This is a genomic window from Kitasatospora sp. NPDC048286 (assembly GCF_043201735.1).
Classification (GTDB): domain Bacteria; phylum Actinomycetota; class Actinomycetes; order Streptomycetales; family Streptomycetaceae; genus Kitasatospora.
Genome location: NZ_JBICZE010000016.1, coordinates 131,636 through 148,733, shown reverse-complemented (window position 1 = coordinate 148,733; position 17,098 = coordinate 131,636). Strand labels below are relative to the sequence as shown.

9 protein-coding genes are annotated in these 17,098 nt (G+C 72.1%); 3 read left to right on the top strand and 6 right to left on the bottom strand.

Features of this window, described 5'->3' with window-relative positions:
• Nucleotides 1-40: 40 nt before the first annotated feature.
• Genes ACGF13_RS32510 through ACGF13_RS32500 form a run of 3 tightly spaced genes read left to right on the top strand, consistent with a single transcriptional unit; the run spans nt 41 to nt 2,668 of the window.
• Nucleotides 41-1,108: a GSCFA domain-containing protein gene (locus ACGF13_RS32510; protein WP_392882139.1), complete on the top strand. Its 1,068-nt coding sequence runs from the start codon at nt 41-43 to the stop codon at nt 1,106-1,108.
• Complete coding sequence (locus tag ACGF13_RS32505; RefSeq protein ID WP_392882137.1) at nt 1,071-1,763, top strand: hypothetical protein; 693 nt, start codon at nt 1,071-1,073, stop codon at nt 1,761-1,763. The genes ACGF13_RS32510 and ACGF13_RS32505 overlap by 38 nt, the downstream gene beginning before the upstream one ends.
• Before the next feature lie 32 nt (nt 1,764-1,795).
• The gene (locus tag ACGF13_RS32500; protein WP_392882135.1) at nt 1,796-2,668 is read left to right on the top strand and encodes a TauD/TfdA dioxygenase family protein; all 873 of its coding nucleotides are present in this window, start codon (nt 1,796-1,798) and stop codon (nt 2,666-2,668) included.
• 42 nt (nt 2,669-2,710) lie between these two features.
• Here ACGF13_RS32500 and ACGF13_RS32495 read toward each other — a convergent pair whose 3' ends face one another.
• From ACGF13_RS32495 to ACGF13_RS32470, 6 genes are all read right to left on the bottom strand, one after another.
• Nucleotides 2,711-3,478 carry a SpcZ gene (locus ACGF13_RS32495; RefSeq protein ID WP_392882133.1) on the bottom strand — a complete coding sequence of 256 codons (768 nt, stop codon included), beginning with the start codon at nt 3,476-3,478 and terminating at the stop codon, nt 2,711-2,713.
• Nucleotides 3,479-3,822: 344 nt separating this feature from the next.
• Nucleotides 3,823-8,970, bottom strand: a complete 5,148-nt coding sequence (locus ACGF13_RS32490; protein WP_392882131.1) for a hypothetical protein — start codon at nt 8,968-8,970, stop codon at nt 3,823-3,825.
• 279 nt (nt 8,971-9,249) lie between these two features.
• Nucleotides 9,250-13,395: an AAA family ATPase gene (locus ACGF13_RS32485; protein WP_392882128.1), complete on the bottom strand. Its 4,146-nt coding sequence runs from the start codon at nt 13,393-13,395 to the stop codon at nt 9,250-9,252.
• Between the two features lie 5 nt (nt 13,396-13,400).
• On the bottom strand, nt 13,401-14,498 hold the full coding sequence (locus ACGF13_RS32480; protein ID WP_392882126.1) for an effector-associated domain EAD1-containing protein: 1,098 nt from the start codon (nt 14,496-14,498) through the stop codon (nt 13,401-13,403).
• Between the two features lie 4 nt (nt 14,499-14,502).
• The gene (locus ACGF13_RS32475; protein ID WP_392882123.1) at nt 14,503-15,576 is read right to left on the bottom strand and encodes a trypsin-like peptidase domain-containing protein; all 1,074 of its coding nucleotides are present in this window, start codon (nt 15,574-15,576) and stop codon (nt 14,503-14,505) included.
• Nucleotides 15,577-15,626: 50 nt separating this feature from the next.
• Nucleotides 15,627-16,982 (bottom strand): alpha/beta hydrolase, encoded by a 1,356-nt coding sequence (locus ACGF13_RS32470; RefSeq protein ID WP_392882121.1) that lies wholly within the window; start codon nt 16,980-16,982, stop codon nt 15,627-15,629.
• Nucleotides 16,983-17,098: the final 116 nt, after the last annotated feature.

Genomic DNA, 17,098 nt, shown 5'->3' with positions numbered 1-17,098 from the left:
CCGCACCGACGCCCCGCCCGACCATCGGAGACCGTCCCTCGTGAACCCCTACCAGTCCCTCCCCGCGCGCTCGTTCTGGCGCTCCGCCGTGGCCGAACCCGACCCGCTCGCCATCGACGACCTGTGGACGCCCGCGTTCGAGATCGGGCAGGACGAACCGGTCCTCACCGCGGGATCCTGCTTCGCCGCGCACATCGGCCGGGCCCTGCTGGAGCGGGGCATGAACTGGTACGACGCGGAACCGGCCCCGCCCGGGCTGACCGAGGAGGAACGCAGGGCGCGCCACTACGGGGTGTTCTCGTTCCGCACCGGGAACATCTACACCGCCGCCATGCTGCGCCAGTGGCTCTCCTGGGCCTTCGGCCGCACCACCCAGCCCACCGAGGCGTGGCTGGAGGACTGCCGGTACCACGACCCCTGCCGCCCGTCCGTCGAACCCGGCGGCCACGCCTCCGCCGAGGAGATGCTGGCCGCCCGGGCACAGACTCTCGCCGCCATCCGCGAGGCCGTCACCGAAGCCGGCTGCCTGGTCTTCACCCTGGGCCTGACCGAGGCGTGGCGGGACCGCGCCGACGGCACCGTCCTCCCGTCCTGCCCCGGCACCGTGCGCGGCACCTTCGACCCGGACCGCCACGTCTTCCACCAGTTCACCTTCGAGGAGGTCCGCCGCGACCTGACGGAGGCCGTGGCACTGGCCCGCGAGGCCAACCCGCGGCTACGGGTCCTGCTGACCGTCTCACCGCACCCCCTGACCGCGACCGCCACCGGCGGCCACGCGCTCACCGCCAACACCTACTCCAAGTCGCTGCTGCGGACGGTGGCCGGGCAACTGAGCCAGGAACTCGACGACGTGGACTACTTCCCGTCGTACGAACTCATCACCGGCCTCCCGTTCCGCAGCCGGTTCTACGCGCCGAACCTGCGTGAAGTGACGCCCGAGGGCGTCGACTTCGTCATGCGCCACTTCATGGCCGGGCTGTCCCGCCCGGCGGCCGGCCCGCGCCCGGCGGCCGACCCGCGACCGGTCCGGACCGGCGCGCCGGCGGCGGAGCCGAAGGGGGTGGACACCTGTGACGACGCCGTCCTCGACTACTACCGCCCCCGCTAGGTTCCTGCTGCTCGGCGACTCGCACGCGGGCCCGATCGGACGGGCCGCGAAGGCCGCCCGGATCCCCTTCCAGGGCGGTCCGATCGGCGCCGGGCGCGAGTTCACCGACGACTTCTTCGAGCCGCGCGAGCACGACGTGGTGTTCCGCAAGGCCGAGGCCGACGCCTACTACCGGAGCTTCCTGGCCGACCTGGACGTGGACGGCCTCGGGCACCTCGCGGTCCCGCTGGTGTGCACCTTCGGCCTCAGCTCGCACTTCGTCGCCACCCGGGAGAACTGGCACCTCTACCGCCGCGACGGCGGCTTCGCCCCGGGCTTCCTCACCGGACCGCTGTTCGACGCCGTCGTCCGCGCCACCGTCCGCGACGCACTGGCCTTCTACCGCCACGCACTCGGCCTCGGCCTGCGGGTGCTGGCCGTGCTGCCGCCGCAGCGGGTGCCGGAGCAGTCCGACCCGGCGGTGTTCACGGCCGCGCAGGAGACCGTCCGCACCGCGCTCGACGAACTCGGCGTCGAGCTCGTCGACCTCCGGGCCCGCACCACCGGACCGGACGGCCTCCAGCGCCCCGAACTGTGCGAGGCCGACGACGCCATCCACGGCAACCTGGCCTTCGGCCGGCTGGTCCTCGCGGACCTGCTGGCCCGCGGGCTGTGACGAAACCAAGCACCCCACCACAGGAGCAGGTCATGGAGCAGTACGAACTGGACGCCGTCAGGGCCGTCACCACCAGGCCCGCCAAGGAGTACCGGACCATCACCGTCGACCCCGTCACCCCGGTGATCGGCGCCGAGGTCACCGGCGTCGACCTCTCGCAGGAGCTGCCGGGCGAGCAACTGGCCGAACTGAAGCAGGCGTTCCTCGACCACCACGTCCTGGTGTTCCGCGACCAGCACCTGACGGACGAGGACCACAAGCGCTTCGCCGCGCACTTCGGCGAACTGCGCCCCGTCAACCCGCCCCCGGTCGACGCCGATCCGTACATCCTGGAGATCAGCACCGACGCCGCGGCCGAGAACGTCGCCGGCAACGGCTGGCACGCCGACGGCACCGCCGACGCCGAACCCTCGCTCGGGTCGATGCTCCACATCACCCGCGTACCGGAACCGGGCAGCGGCGGCGACACCCTGTTCGCCAACATGCACCTGGCGTACGAGATGCTGTCCCCGACGATGCGCGGGCTGCTCGACGGCCTGACCGCCGTGCACGACGGCCTCGTCGCCTTCCAGGGCCACACCCCGCCGCCGGGATACGTCATCCCCAGGAACGAGCACCCGCTGGTGGTGCGGCACCCCGAGACCGACCGCAGGATCCTCTACGTCAACAAGGCCTACACCGCGCGCATCCCCCAGCTGTCCGCCGACGAGAGCCGGGCCCTGCTCGACCTGCTCTGCGCGCTGCCGGCCCAGCGGCCCATGCTGACCTGCCGCATCCGCTGGACCCCCAACACGCTGGTGTTCTGGGACAACCGCTGCGTCCAGCACCACGCCACCTACGACTACCACCCGCACACCCGCTACGGCCGCAGGGTCGCCATCAACGGCGGGCCGCTCAAGGGCTGAACCGGCTCCGGCCCGGGCCGCCCGGTCCTTGAGCGGCCCGGCTCAGGCCGCGGCCGCGCGGGCCAGGCAGTCGGCGAGGCCGTCGGCCAGCCGCGCCCAGGTGGCGCGCTCGCCCTGCTCGTCCCGCCGGTCGGCGTGCACCCGCACCACCGCGCGGACCCGGGCGAACGGGCAGGTCTCGGCATAGGCGTCGGGGTCCGCCGCCGCGTAGGCGGCCGCCAGGGCCGCCGAGTTGGCCAGCGCGTTCGCGTCGGCATGGGCCCGCACGTTGGCCGTGGTGTTGAGCTCCGCGTAGGTCTCGCCGTACCGGGCGGCCTCGGCCGCGTCGTAGCCGTTCGCCAGCGCGAAGGAGCCGGCGGCGGCAGCGGCCGTGGCATGGGCCTCGGCGTACGGGTACGCGTGGTGGAAGAGCTCCCGCAGCTCCGGTTCGAGGGCCGCGCGCCAGGTGACCTCGTCGACCCGACGACCGCTCAGCGCACCCGCGTGCAAGGCCAGGACGGCCTGGAGGGACGCGGCGGACCGGCCGTGCCGCTCGCTCGCCTCGGCCAGCACCGGGCCGACAGCCGAACAGTGCCAGTCGTGGATCACGCTGAACGGAACCCGGCCGCTCAACCGCGCCAACTCCTGCCGCACCCGGCGCGCCCAGGCCCGAGCCGCGTCCGCGTCCATGCCGTCGCACAGCTCCTCCGACACCTGCGCCAGCCAGGCCGGCCCGGTTGGCCCGCCTCCTGTCGGTGCCGCCCCGCCGGAGGCCGGTGAGTCGGCGCCGAGTGAGGAGTGGGCGGCGGGAACGGTCTCGGGTGAGGTCATCTGGTCTGCTCCTGAGTGGTGGACGATCCGACCCCTCGCCTACCCACGCGGACGACTCGGGTCACCTCGGCGTCGAGGTCCGCGCCGGAGCGTACGAAGGGTGGTGGGGGGGGGGGGGGGGGGGGGCCCCGCCCCCCCCCCGGGTGCGCCCCGGGGGCCGGGGCCCCCGCGGGGGGCGAAGGGCGCGCCCCCCCCAGCGGCCCCGCGCCCGGCTCCGGTGCCCCTGGTGGCCCCCGGGGGGGGCGGGGGGGGGGGCGGGGGCGGGGGGGGGGGGGGCCCCGCCCGCCCCCCCCCCCCCCCCCACCACCCTTCTTCCGTTCAGGGCTGGTTCAGCCCGATCGGGGTCAGAAGGCCGCTCCTCCCTCTGCGGCCAGGAGGGGCATCAGCCAGTCGAAGTCGGTCAGCATGAAACCGGTGGTGAGGTAGGGCAGCTTCGAGTCGAACTCCGCCGGCAGTGTCCAACCCTGGTACTGGAGGTAGGGGTTCTCCCACGCCACCAGGTGGCTGCCGCCGCCGGTGTTGTCCTGCTTCGGGCCTTCGGCGTGATCCCAGCCGTCCCCGTGGCCGTGGCCGTGGCCGGGGTGGTGCTGGTCGCACTTCTCCTCGCACGGCGGGAGGCACCGGGCGAGCGCGGAGGACGGCGGGGTGGTCACCGGCGCGGTCCCGGGCGGGGAGTTCGGCGGCACGTAGGAGGCGGTGACGGTGTTGACGGTGTCCTTACTGATCAGGCTGGAGCAGTAGAAGGTCTTCGTCTCTCCCGCCGCCAGGTCGAACGACCCGGCCGCCACCTCGCAACCCCGCTCCTGGGCATCGTTCAGGGTGATGCCGGTCAGGTCCGCGGTGCCGTTGTTGGTGACGGTGATCTGCCAGAAGGCCAGGCACTTGTCCGGCTCACACATGTCCTCGGGCCCGTTCCCCTTGCGCAGGGTCACCTCCTTGACCCACGGCCCGGTCCCGCCGGCACCGCAGTCGGCGGCGTTGTCGGACTCGCAGACCTTCTTGTCGACGATCAGCGACGGGGTGCCGGTCACGTCGACGGTGGCCTCGGACGGGGGCGTGGTGATCGGGGTGCCGCCGGGGCCGGGGAACGACGCCGTCACGGTGTTCACCGTGCGCTGGGTGACGTTCGCCAGATCACAGAAGACCTGCCGCGACGCGCCCACCGTCAGGTCGAACGTTCCCGCGGCGGTGACGCAGGACGGCGAGACGCTGTCCGTGAGGGTGATGCCGGTGACGGGGACGTTGCCGGTGTTGGTGACGGTGATCCGCCAGTAGGCGGTGCTGCCCGAAGGCACGGTGGTGTTCTTGGCCCAGGGGCCGGGGCCGCTCGCCATGCAGTCGGCGGCGTTGGTGGAGGTGCAGACCTCCTTGTTGATGCTGATCGAGGGGACGGCGGGCGGGGTCACGTCGACCGTCGCGTCGGACGGGGGTGTGGTGACCGGGGTGCCGTCCGGGCCGTGGCCTGACGCCGTCACGGTGTTGACGGTGTGTGCGGTGACGTTCATCAGGTCACAGAAGACCTGGTGTGACGCCCCAGCGGCGAGGTCGAACGTTCCCGCAGCTGTCACGCACGACGGGGAGACGCTGTCCGTGAGCGTGATGCCGGTGACGGGAACCGTACCGGTGTTGGTGACGGTGATCCGCCAGTACGCCGTGTTCCCGGAGGGGATCGTCGTGCTCTTGGCCCACGGGCCGCTACCACCCTCCACACAGTCGGCGGCGTTCGTGGAGGTGCAGACCTCCTTGTTGATGCTGATCGAGGGAGTGGGCGCAGGCACGTCCACCGTCGCGTCGGACGGCGGTGTGGTGACCGGGGTTCCGTCCGGGCCGTGGCCCGACGCCGTCACGGTGTTGACGGTGTGTGTGGTGACGTTCGTCAGGTCGCAGAACACCTGGTGCGACGCGCCGACGGCGAGGTCGAAGGTGCCGGCGGCGGTGACGCAGGACGGGGAGACGCTGTCCGTGAGGGTGATGCCGGTGACGGGAACCGTGCCGGTGTTGGTGACGGTGATTCGCCAGTAGGCCGTGTTCCCGGAGGGGATGGTGGTGCTCTTGGCCCAGGGGCCGCTACCACCGTCGACGCAGTCGGCGGCGTTGGTGGAGGTGCAGACCTCCTTGTTGATGCTGATCGACGGTGCGGCGGGCGGGGTCACGTCGACGGTGGCCTCGGACGGGGGTGTGGTGACCGGGGTTCCGTCCGGGCCGTGGCCCGAAGCCGTCACGGCGTTGACGGTGTGTGCGGTGACGTTCGTCAGGTCGCAGAAGACCTGGTGCGAAGCACCAACCGTCAGGTCGAAGGTTCCCGCGGCGGTGACGCAGGACGGCGAGACGCTGTCCGTGAGGGTGATGCCGGTGACGGGGACGTTGCCGGTGTTGGTCACCGTGATTCGCCAGTACGCGGTGTCCCCGGAAGGAATCGTTGTGCTCTTGGCCCACGGGCCCGGGCCGCCCTCGACACAGTCGGCAGCGTTGGTGGAGGTGCAGACCTCCTTGTTGATGCTGATCGACGGTGCGGCGGGCGGGGTCACGTCCACCGTCGCGTCGGACGGGGGCGTGGTGATCGGTGTGCCACCCGGACCCGGGAACGACGCCGTCACCGTGTTGACGGTGTGTGCGGTGACGTTCGTCAGGTCACAGAAGACCTGGTGCGAAGCCCCAGCGGCGAGATCGAACGTCCCCGCAGCGGTCACACACGACGGCGAGACGCTGTCCGTCAAGGTGATGCCGGTGACGGGAACCGTGCCGGTGTTGGTGACGGTGATTCGCCAGTAGGCCGTGTTCCCGGAGGGGATCGTGGTGCTCTTGGCCCACGGACCCGGACCGCCCTCCACGCAGTCGGCAGCGTTCGTCGAGGTGCAGACCTCCTTGTTGATACTGATCGACGGCACGTCCACCGTCGCCTCGGACGGGGGCGTGGTGATGGGCGTACCGTCGGGGCCGTGGCCCGTCGCCGTCACGGCGTTGACGGTGTGTGCGGTGACGTTCGTCAGGTCACAGAAGACCTGGTGCGAAGCACCCGCTGCGAGGTCGAACGTCCCCGCGGCTGTCACACACGACGGCGAGACGCTGTCCGTCAGGGTGATGCCGGTGATGGGGACGGTGCCGGTGTTGGTGACGGTGATCCGCCAGTACGCGGTGCCGCCGGGAGCGACCGTCGCGTTCTTCGCCCATGGCCCGACACCACCGTTCCCACAGTCGGCGGCGTTGCCCGAGGTGCAGACCTCCTTGTTGATCGTCAGCTGCGGTGCGCAGTCCGGCCCGGGGGTGACCTGGAGGGTGGCGGTGTTGGAGGTGACGGGAGCGCTGCCGTTGGTGACGGCTGAGGCGTGGTCGGAGACGGAGGTGATGGCGCAGTCCGTGCCCACCGTGGTGTCGTAGCAGATCTGCGGGGCGTCACCGACGAAGGTGACCTGCATCTGCGGCTGGCCTCCGGTGAAGGAGGAGTCGTTGATGAGGTCGATGTTGCCGATGACCTGGATGGGCTGGTCGGCGATCGGTACCGAGGAGATGTCCGCCGTCCCCGTGGCCGGGTCGAACGGGAAGGTGCCGATGGTGGTGCCGTCGGCCGCCAGCACGGTCACCGTGGACTGGTTGAAGTTGACGGTCGTCGGGTCGATGCCGAAGAGGCTGACCGTCCCGTAGGACCGGACGTGTCCGGTCGCCCCGTCGCAGTAGTACGCCGAGGGGTTGATGGTGCTCTGGGCCCTGGTCTTGAGGCAGGGCGAGGCGCCGGTGACCGGGTCGAGGGAGAACAGGTAGCCGGCGTCGCCGAGGCTGTACTTGCACTGGCCGTCGTAGGCGAAGCCGTACGGAGTGGTGAGGCCGCCGTTGACGTTGGGCGGGCCGTCGACGACACCGTTGGTGCCGTACTGGGCGCACGGGCCCTGGATCGTCCAGTCGTAGCAGAACAGGGTGCTGCTCAGGGTCGGGGTGTTGCCCGTGTAGAGCCAGAACGGGAACTCGGTCTCCAGGTGCCCGTTGGGGGAGGTGATGGTCAACGGGACCTGGTAGTTGGCCTCACCGGGGCCGACGTTGGTGCTGACCAGGGTCTGGAGGCCGGGGGGCGCGGCGATTGGGTTGCCGGCGAAGTCGAAGCAGACGGGGGTGCCGATCGGCGGGTTGGTCTGCTGGTCGACGCCGCCGGCGATGGTGCAGACGCCGGTGGCGGCGCCCGAGGAGTCGTGCATCGCGAAGACGTTGTCGACCCGGGCGGGCCCGCTGCTGATGGGGGTGACCACGACCTTGGGGGTGGCCCAGCCGGTGCAGGCGGCGCCGGTCGACGGGTCGAAGCAGCCCATCACCGACGGCAGCGGGTTCCGCTGGTTGTCGGTGGCGTACACCTTGCCGTTGACGACGGTCATGGTGCCGACGTAGTCACCGGGGAAGCCGCCGGCCTCGTTGGGGGGCAGCCCGATGTTGAAGGTGCCGCAGGAGGCGTTGGCGGTGCGGTCGTAGCAGAGGATCTCTCCCGTGCTGGAGACCGCGTAGATCAACCCGTTCGGTCCCTCGACCACGCCGCCGATGACCGTGCCGCTGCCCTCCTGGAGGACCGTGAATCCGCAGCTGGCCTGGGCCTGGAGGTCGATGCAGCCGACGCCGATGCGCTGGAAGACGACCCGGTCGACCGCCGCGTAGTACAGCTTGGAGCCGTCCAGCACGTAGGTCGGGGTGCGGGTGCTGCCGAGGTCGCCGGTGGTCGCGCCGGGTACCGAGGAGTTCAGCGGCTGCGGCCAGGTGGTGGGTGCGCCGCTCGGGGCCGGACAGGGGCCGTTGCTCAGCAGGTCCGTACAGACCACGGCGGCGGTGTTCGAGGACCCGTGGTGGTAGATGTTCCAGGCCTGGGGCGTGGCGACACCGTTGATCGTGGCGGTGAAGAGGATGGGGGTGAAGCCGTCGCCGCCGGTGGCCGTGTTGACCGGCTTGAACGGTGGCGGGATCGGGACCACCGCGCCGGTCGCGGGCGCGGAGAGCTTGGGGTTGCTCGCCTGGAGGGCGTTGGTGGCCGTGCCCTCGTCGGTCGTGGTGAAGGTGGTGCCGCCGTTGGTGGACCACTCCTTGGAGAAGCCCGGGGGCACCTGGAGCGAGCCGGGCACGTAGGTCTGGGTCTGCGGGGTGCTGCCCGGTCCGCCCTGGATCACGTCGGTGATCGTGGTGGAGACCGGCGTGTTCTCCGGGTTGGTGGCGGAGACCACCCAGCGGATCGGGTCGCCCGGCGCCGCGGTGGTGGTGCTGCCGGTGGCGAGGTCGGTGCCGGTCTTCGTCAGGGTCACCGGCAGCTGACGGCCGGTGTGACGGCCGGTCGCGTCGGCGCCGCGGGCGGTGGACGTGGTCGGGCTGTCGGCGGCGTGCGCCGAGGCGGGCCCGGCGAAGGATGCGGACGCCGTGGCGAACGCGACGAGGAGGGGCAGCGCCGCCCGGGTGAGGCGATCGCGCAGCGCTACCGGTCCATGGCGTCTTCGCTCGCCTCCGCTGATGCGTGGACAGCGCCTCATGACGGTTCCCTTCGATTGAGTGACCCGGTGTCACACGGTGTGCTGGGCGGTGGTGGTGATGTGGGCGGGCAACCGTGGGGCAGGGGCGTGCAGTGAATGAGTCGCTACCCACAGTGACCGTACGGGTGTAGTATGACGTCTGAAAATCCGACAAATAGCTTTAATTCCTCCAAATGAGAAGGCATTCACCCTGGTGTGTGGGAGAGCGGGCCGATCGGCCCCGGGGATGCGGAAGGGCGGCCGGAGCAGTGCGCCCCGGCCGCCCTTCCTGTGGTGCTGTCAGACGAGGCCCGTGGCCAGGAGGAGGTCGCTGACCCGTTCGGCGCCCGAGGTGACGGTGACTCGGTAGAGGCCCGGCCGGGGGAGGGTGACGGCGGCGACCAGGGTCTCCTCGCTGAGGAGGAGTCGGGGTGCGGCCACGGTCACCCCGGTGGCCTCGTCGACGATGTGGCAGGCGGTGCCCTCCGGCGGCGCGCCGTGCACCATCAGCGCCCACGGCTGCCCGGAGACGGCCGTTTCGGGGAGGGACAGGCCGAGCCCGGGGCGCTGGAGGGCGCCCGTGGCCGGGCGGGGTCGGTGGGCGGCCGGCCGCCGGTCGGTGAGCACGGACCGGACGAGCTCCAGGACGTTCGGATCCGAGGGGAGGGTGCCGTGCCGGCCGGACACGTACAGGACGGCGTTCGAGGCGGAGGGCGCGGCGGCATCGCGGGGGACGAGACCGTCCCCGCCGCGGTCCCAGCGGACGATCTCGCCGGTCTCGCTCCGGTACGGGTGGCCGTCGGCGTGGGTGCGTGGCGCCGTCAGCAGCGGCTCGACGCCGTCCTCGGTGAGCCGCAAGCCCTGGACGGTCGGCTGGCCGATGCCGACCACGGCGCGGGTGCGGGGCAGGAAGGGCGCGCGGGACTCCGCGGCCCGTGCGGCCAGGGCGGCGGCGGCTAGGTTCGGGTTGCCGCCGAGACGGCGGATGTCGTTGAGGTGGAGTCGGCGCGGTCCGTCGTCGGTCTCGACGCAGCGGAAGTCGGGCAGCAGGTCGTACACCCCGGGCAGAGTGGCGGCCAGGCCGTGCAGGGAGCGCGGCAGGAACCGGCGGCGGCTGCTGAGCATCTCGGCGACGGCGGGGGTGCCGTGGAAGGGCGTGCCGATGGTCACCAGGTCGCGGGTGAGCGCGGCGAGCCGGGAGTCGGCCGCCAGCGCCGCCCGGGCGACGAGTCCGCCGGTGGAGTGGGCGACGAAGACCAGCCGGGGTTCCTCGCCGGGCCCTGCTGCCCGGAGGCGGTGCGGGCTGGCGCGCCAGGCGGCCAGGTGGTGGTGGGCGGCCTCGGCCAGCAGGCGCGCGTTCACCTCGGCGGAGAGTCGCCAGTCGTAGGGGAAGGGCAGGACGGCGTCCTGGTGGGGGACGGTGGTGTGCAGGACGTCGAGCAGGGGTTGGTAGTTTTCCAGGCCGCCGAGTGTCGAGAGCCAGGCCGGGGCGCGCAGCAGACCGTCGGGGCGCAGGCGGCCGGGCCTGCCCGCGCGCTCGGCGGGGGTGACGTGCAGCGAGGGGAGGTTGCGGAGACCCAGCCGGAGGAGGTTGGAGGGTTTCGGATCGCCCCAGACGCGTCGGCCGGTCTCGGTGTCGAGGAGCGCACTGCCCATGAAGCCGGGAAGGAAGACGACGGCGTCGTGGGTGATGTCACGGGCCGTCGGGTGGTCGGCGGCGGGGGGCAGCAGTACGGTGTCCACCTCGTGCCGGAGGTTGTGGACCACTGCTGTGTTCCAGGCTTCGGGGTACTCGCCGTCCCGGCCGAGGTAGGTGTTGACGGCGTCGCCGAAGTCCACGCTGGTGAGAGCGGGGCCCGACGGGTCGGTGTCGGTGTCCGCGTCGGTCGTGGCGACCGGGACGTCGACGCCGGTGGTCCGGGTGAAGTCCTGCAACTCGTCAGGGGTGAGGGTGTCGCGCAGGGCGGCGTCACCCCCGTCGGAGAGGTCGACGCCGGACTGCTGGGCAGTCATGGCGACCAACTCGGGTGCATCGTCGCCGAGTTCAGCGGCGATCTTGCGAACGAGGTCAGGATTCCGGGCGATGTCGCGCGGGTCCAGCTCGCTGACGATGGCGAGTGTGCGGGTGCGAAGTCGCCGGGCGTCGAGCGAGTCCAGCGAACCGCCCGTCCTGTGCAGGCGTAGGAGGACCACATTGATGCCGAGCAGGACCAACGTGTCCTGGATGGCTTCCGCCGCGAGCAGGGCTCGGTTGAGCAGTTCGTGAGCCAGGCCGAAGTCTCCACGACCCGTGGCACTTTGGGCGCGCAGAATGAGCATGGCGGCGGTGGTGATCGGGTCGGTCTCGTCGTCGAGAATGGCGTCGGCCATGGCGTCCACCTCGTCCCAGCGGCGCAAGGCGGCCAGGACGTTGATGTACTGAGCGGCGAGTAGGCCATTCTCGCCCACCTGTTGGGGACGTTCCTGAAGGACCGCCAGCGCCTCGTCAGGATGGCCGTCGACGAGGAGCTGATCCGCTGCCCGCAGCGCCTGTCGGGCCCAGGTCTCGTCGTCGGCCTGCGCCCGGATCTCCTCGGGGGCGATGTTCCCCAACTGTTCGGCGAGGTAGGCCTGTGAGCGCGGTGGCAGTTCGTCGTAGGCCGGCTCCAGCAGTCGGCCCGCCTCCTCGTCCCACCGGTCGTCGAGGGTCGCGGTCGGCTCGCCCAGGGCCAGCCGGTGGTACAGCTCCTCGACCCGGTCGCCGTTCTCCTCGTAGTGGGCGACCGCCCGCTGGTGGATCAGCTCCACGACCTCGGGATGGTCGTGCCGGAGCAGTGGCAGCATGACGGCGCGGACGTCCGCCCGGTGGACGACCGAGAACTGCCCCGGTACCTCCTCGACCAGGGAGACCTCCTTCCGGAACCGGTCGAACAGCTCCCAAGCGCGGTCCTCGTCCACGGTGCCGAGGCCGCAGGGATCGGCCAGGACGTGCCGGATGACCTCCGGCGTGACCTTCCGGACGACCAGGCCGGGGCTGGCGATGCGGCGCAGGTCCGGGTCGTCCAGGTGGTCGAGGATGCGCCGGTACAGCACGCCCTGGACGGTCTCGGCCTCCAGCTTCTCCCGCAGCTGGTCATGTAGCGCTGGGTCCCGCAGGGCGTCGGACTCGTGGCGGAGCAGGGCGGCGGCCAGCTTGAGGTTGAGCGGGCTCCGGCCGACCGTGTCGGTGACCAGGTCCAGCTCCTCGTCGGTGGCCCGGGTGAGTTCGGTGACGTGCCGGCGCAGGAAGCGGCGGGCCGTCGCCGGGTCGAAGCCGTCGAGCGGAACGTGACGGAAGCGGGGGTCGTCGACCGGCGCGCGGCCGGCGGCGATGACGCGCAGATTCGGGCAGGTCCAGCGCAGGCTGTCCAGGGCGTGCAGCAGACGTTCCTGGGCGTGTCGGCCGCGGCGCTGCACCCGCTCGAAGGTGTCCAGGACGAGCAGTGGCACCTGGCCGCCGTACTCGGACCCGAAGGCGGTCAGGAAGGAGCCGAACCGGTGGAGCAGCAGGTCGGTGTCCCGTGCCTGTGAGCCTCGGTGTTTGGACGAGGAACTGCGGTCCTGCTCCGCGCCTAGGTCGGCGGCGACGGCGCGCCGGAGGGAACGCTCCAGGGCCTCGGCCCTGGGGCTCAACCAGGGTGCCAGCAAGGCGACTTGGCGGACGGCCTCGATCAGGACGGTGAGCGGGCGTTCCGGCGCCAGCTCGGGACGCTCGAAGGTCAGGTAGAGGTGGGCGACGGAGCCCCGGGCGTCACGGTCCAGCAGGAAGCGCGACAGCAGTGTGGACTTGCCGACGCCGCCCGGTCCGTGGACCAGGAGCCAGGGGGAGTAGCCGTCCTGGCCGTCCACGTACCCGCCGAGGGTGCTCAGTTCGTCCCGCCGGCCCGTGAACGTCTCGTCGGCGAGCGCCCGGAGCGGTTGCAGCAGCCGGGCGCGCTTGAGGTTGTGCTGCAGCTCGTCGGTGGACGGCAGGGTCAGTCCGTGGTCGGCGAGCGCGGCCCGGGTGCCGGGGGTGTCACGGAACCAGCCGACCACGGTGAGGGCGGCGTAGAGCTCGTCGAAGCCCTGCTGCTCCAGCGGGGGGTTCCGTTCGGTGAGGAACCGCTCGACCCAGTCGCGGGCGGCGTCGCGATCCGCGCGGGGCGCGGCGGTGAGGGCGGCCCGCAGGCGTTCCGGGCCGCCCAGGGCCTCGATGGTGAGGGTGCGCACCTCGGGGGTGAGCCGCCAGCGGCGACCCTCCCGGGTGGTGACCCGTTCGCAGTCCTGGGTGAGGAAGTCCCGCAGGGACGCGTCGACTTCGTCCGCGTCCCTCGCCGCGGCGGCTGTCTCCGCCGTGGCCGTCTCCAGGCTCTCGGCGGTGAACGCGCCGAGCAGGGCGGTCCGTTCGCGGTAGCCGGCGCGGGGCGGCAGGGTGATGGTCTCGGTCACCGTCGTCAACGTCCCTGGTAGAGGCTTCGGCCGAGGCCGACAGCCGTGTGCTGGATCGCGGCGGTCAGGGGGAGCGGGCCGTCGGGGAGGCAGGCGTCGTGGCCGGTCTCGTTCAGGAGCTTGGCGGTGAGGTCGCCGGCCGTCTCGGCGTCGATCGGGCAGCCGGCGTCCGCGGCGACCGCGTGGAAGTACTCGTGGAGGTCCGCGACGCCGATCGGGGTCAGCCGTTCCCTGGCCGCGTGCCACTCGATGTCGGGTGGCAGCCAGCCGTCGTAGGCGAGCAGTACGATCCGCAGCCGGTCCGCCATCTCCTCCTCGACCACCGCCTCGACCAGCCGGCTGACCGCGCGCAGGGCGGGTTCGGTGAAGCGGAGGGACTCCGAGTCGTCGAAGACGAGCCAGTGCCGGGGCCGCGCCGGGCCGGACCGCCTCTCCTCGCGCATCAGCCCCCTGAGCTGGCTGATCAGCCGGTCGGCCTGCTGGTCCTCGGAGGAGTGGTGGTCGATGTCCATGCTCCACTCCCGGAACTCGTCGTTGAGGAACGCGGTCAGTTCGGCCACCCGGACCGGCTCGGTGTACAGGCTCATCCGGATCCGGCACGGGTCGATCCCCTGGCTGGTGAGCACGTGGTGGAGGAGGAACCAGGTGAAGGTCCGCCCGGTCCGCGGACCGCCTTCGACGGTGAGCACGCGCTGGCCGCGGTCCTGGACCATCTCCCGCAGCCGGTCACGGAGGGACTTCCGGTCGAAGAAGGCGCGCTGCCGGTCGTTGATCAGGCCGTGGCCGAACGGGTCGGTGGGCTGCTCGGCCGCCTCCTCGGTGAGCAGGTACCTGAAGACCACCGCGTTGGCCTGGGAGTTGGGATCGTCGGCGGCGGCCTGGACGAGCTTGCGCAGCCGCCCGGTCGCGGCCGCCAGCTCGACGATGTCCGGCCAGACGTCGAACATCCTTTCCTGCCAGTGGATCTCCGCCGCGCCGATGCCCGCGAGGGCGGCGAGCTGCCGGGACGCGGGCTGGAGGCCGTAGGAATCCATGAGGGTGTTGAGCAGCCTCTGGGCTCTCGGGTCGTCCTGCGGGAACGAGCGTTGGTCCAGCAGTGCCACCGGCTCACCTCACCCCGGCGGCGGCCAGGTCCGCGGCCACCCGTTCGATGCGCAGGCCCTCGTTGCGGAACTCCGACGTGCTGAGCAGCCCTCCGACGCGGGTGTTGCGCCGGTGCAGGGCGACCAACTGCCAGCGCTCGTCGAAGACGGGGGAGCCGGAGGAGCCGTACGCGGTGTCCGTCCAGTACTGCACGACCTGCTCGTCCACGTGCCGGACCACGTTGTGGCGGGCGGCGAGCTTCTTCACCAGGCCGTGCGGGTGCTGGATGATGCAGACCCGGTCGCCCTCGGCGACGGAGACCCGTTCGGGGAGCGTCACCACCAGGGCGTCCTCGGGCAGGGGGTCGGCGGCGCGGATCACGGCCCAGTCGGCTTCCGGCCGGCCGACGGCCGTGCCGGCGTAGCACCGGACGGTGCGGTAGGTGAGTTCCCTTCCGTCGAGGTCCTGCTCGTAGCCGAACCAGGCCTCGACCGCCTTCGCGGGCCGGTTCCCGGAGTACAGCACGTGGTGGTTGGTCAGCAGGAGCTCGGGGCCGATCCGGAAGGCGGTGCCGTAGCAGCTCGTGCCGTCGGCGTGGGTGACCAGCAGTCGGCAGACGGCGGTGGCGAGTTCGGCGCCGCGGCGCAGGAACGCGACGTCCTGGTACTCGGAGGTGCGGAAGATCTGGCGTTCCTGCTCGTCCGGGTCCCGGAAGGCGGCCCAGGTGTCGGCCGGGGGCTCCGGTTCGGGGGCGGGGAGCACGGGTCGGGCGGCGAGCAGTTCGCGGATGCGGGTGGCGAGGGCCACGTCCGGGCCGGCGGCGATTCGTTCGAGCAGGGGGCGGAGCTTCTCCTGGTTCCGGGCGACGGTGATCAGCTCGAACCAGACGAGCGTCATCGGCTGATCCCAGTTGATCGCGGCCGGGGGGATGCCCGCCTGTTGGGCCAGCTCCAGCACCGGGTTGACCCGGAAGTGGACGGACGCGAGCAGGTCGCGGAGCTCGACGGCGCCGGGGTCGGTCCACCGGAAGGGGTAGCTGTCCAGGAAGTGGGGTCGCGGGGAGGGGGTCCCGCCCTGCGAGGGGATCGTCGTCGCCATGCCCTGTGTGTTCGTTCGTCGGGGAGGGGGAGGGGCCGCCATCTGGCGGGCTACGGCTGGAAGGCCCAGTACGCGCCGTCCGGGTGCGGGACCCGGGCCAGCCCGTAGCGCTGGGAGGGCCCGTGGCCGTGGCGCAGCAGCCCGTGCAGGTCGGACAGGACGGACCGGTGGTCGCCCGGGTAGGAGTGGCCCATCAGGCCGGTGTCGAGGTCGGAGACGTCGACGGTGTCCAGGCCGGGGGCGACCACCAGGCTCGGTCCGGCCTGGCCCGCCCGCGGGTGTTCGGCCAGGCGGTGGGAGGCGGCGAGCGCCAGGTCGTTGGTGGAGACGTAGAGGGTGCAGCCGCGCGCCTGGCGGACGATCCGCGGCAGGAGCTGACGGAACACCTCGGCGTCGACGTCGGGCGCGGTGAAGACGACCTGCCCGAGCCGGCCCGCGCCCGCGGGGAGGGCGGTGGTGTCCAGGTCTGCCAGGGCGTCGACGACCACCCGGTTGCCCATGCTGTGGGCGACGATGTGCAGCTCGTCGACGCCGGTGTCCGTCAGCACGTGCCGCAGGAACTCCTGGAAGTACGGGACGGCCCGGCGGGCGGCGTTGCCGTCGGCCGCGTAGTCCGTGACGGAGGCCTTGGACGGCCAGCTGTACAGCATGGGCAGGCCGGTGAAGTTCAGGTCGTAGGCGATCTGGGCGGCGCGGACGGCGGCGTCGGCGAAGGAGACGTTGTAGCCGTGGACGAACACCAGCGCCGACCGGGGGCCGCCGGCGCCCTCCGGGAGGTGGTGGCCCCGGGCCAGCTCGGCGAACTCGGTGGCGGTGAGCGGGCTGACGTCGCCGAGGTGGGTGTCCCGGGCCGGGTTGGTGCGGAAGTGCAGCCGCCACCAGCGGGGCTTCTCGACGGCGCCGACCCGGTGGTCGTCGGGGACGTTCACCAGGGCCTGCCCGTACGACAGTTGTCCGCGCTCGCCGCCGTACCCCGGCCCCGTCCGGGGGCCGCCGTTCCCGGTGGCCGGCGCGCGGTCGGTGGCGTAGAGGACGGGGACGAGCAGCGACCGCGGCATCGTGTCCCAGGAGGGCGGCGGGGCGTCCGGACCGAAGCGTTCCCGGCCCTCGGTGAGCGCGTCGAACTCGGCGGCCAGGAGGTCGCCCAGCGGCGGGTGCGCCTCGAAGGCGGCGGCCACCGTGTGGGCGGCCTGCTCGACGGCGTCGGGCGCGCCGTTTCCGGGCGCACCATCCCCGGGCGCGCCGGACAGGGCCGACGGCGCCTGGTCGAGCGCGGCCTCCAGGGCGCGCAGCGCCACCAGGACCTCGGCCTCCAGGCGTTCGCGCTCGGCTTCGGACAGACTGTCGGGCACCTTCGGCCAGACCCGGGCGACGGCCGGCTCCAGCACTTCCCACGCGTCCAACATCGGCCCCCAACTGGATCGTTCGCGATGAACCCGACGGTGTGACAACGGTATCGAACCGGATCGATCGCATCATAGGGCCTGGGTGGACGGGCACGTCGAACGGCGGGTCGAAGCGG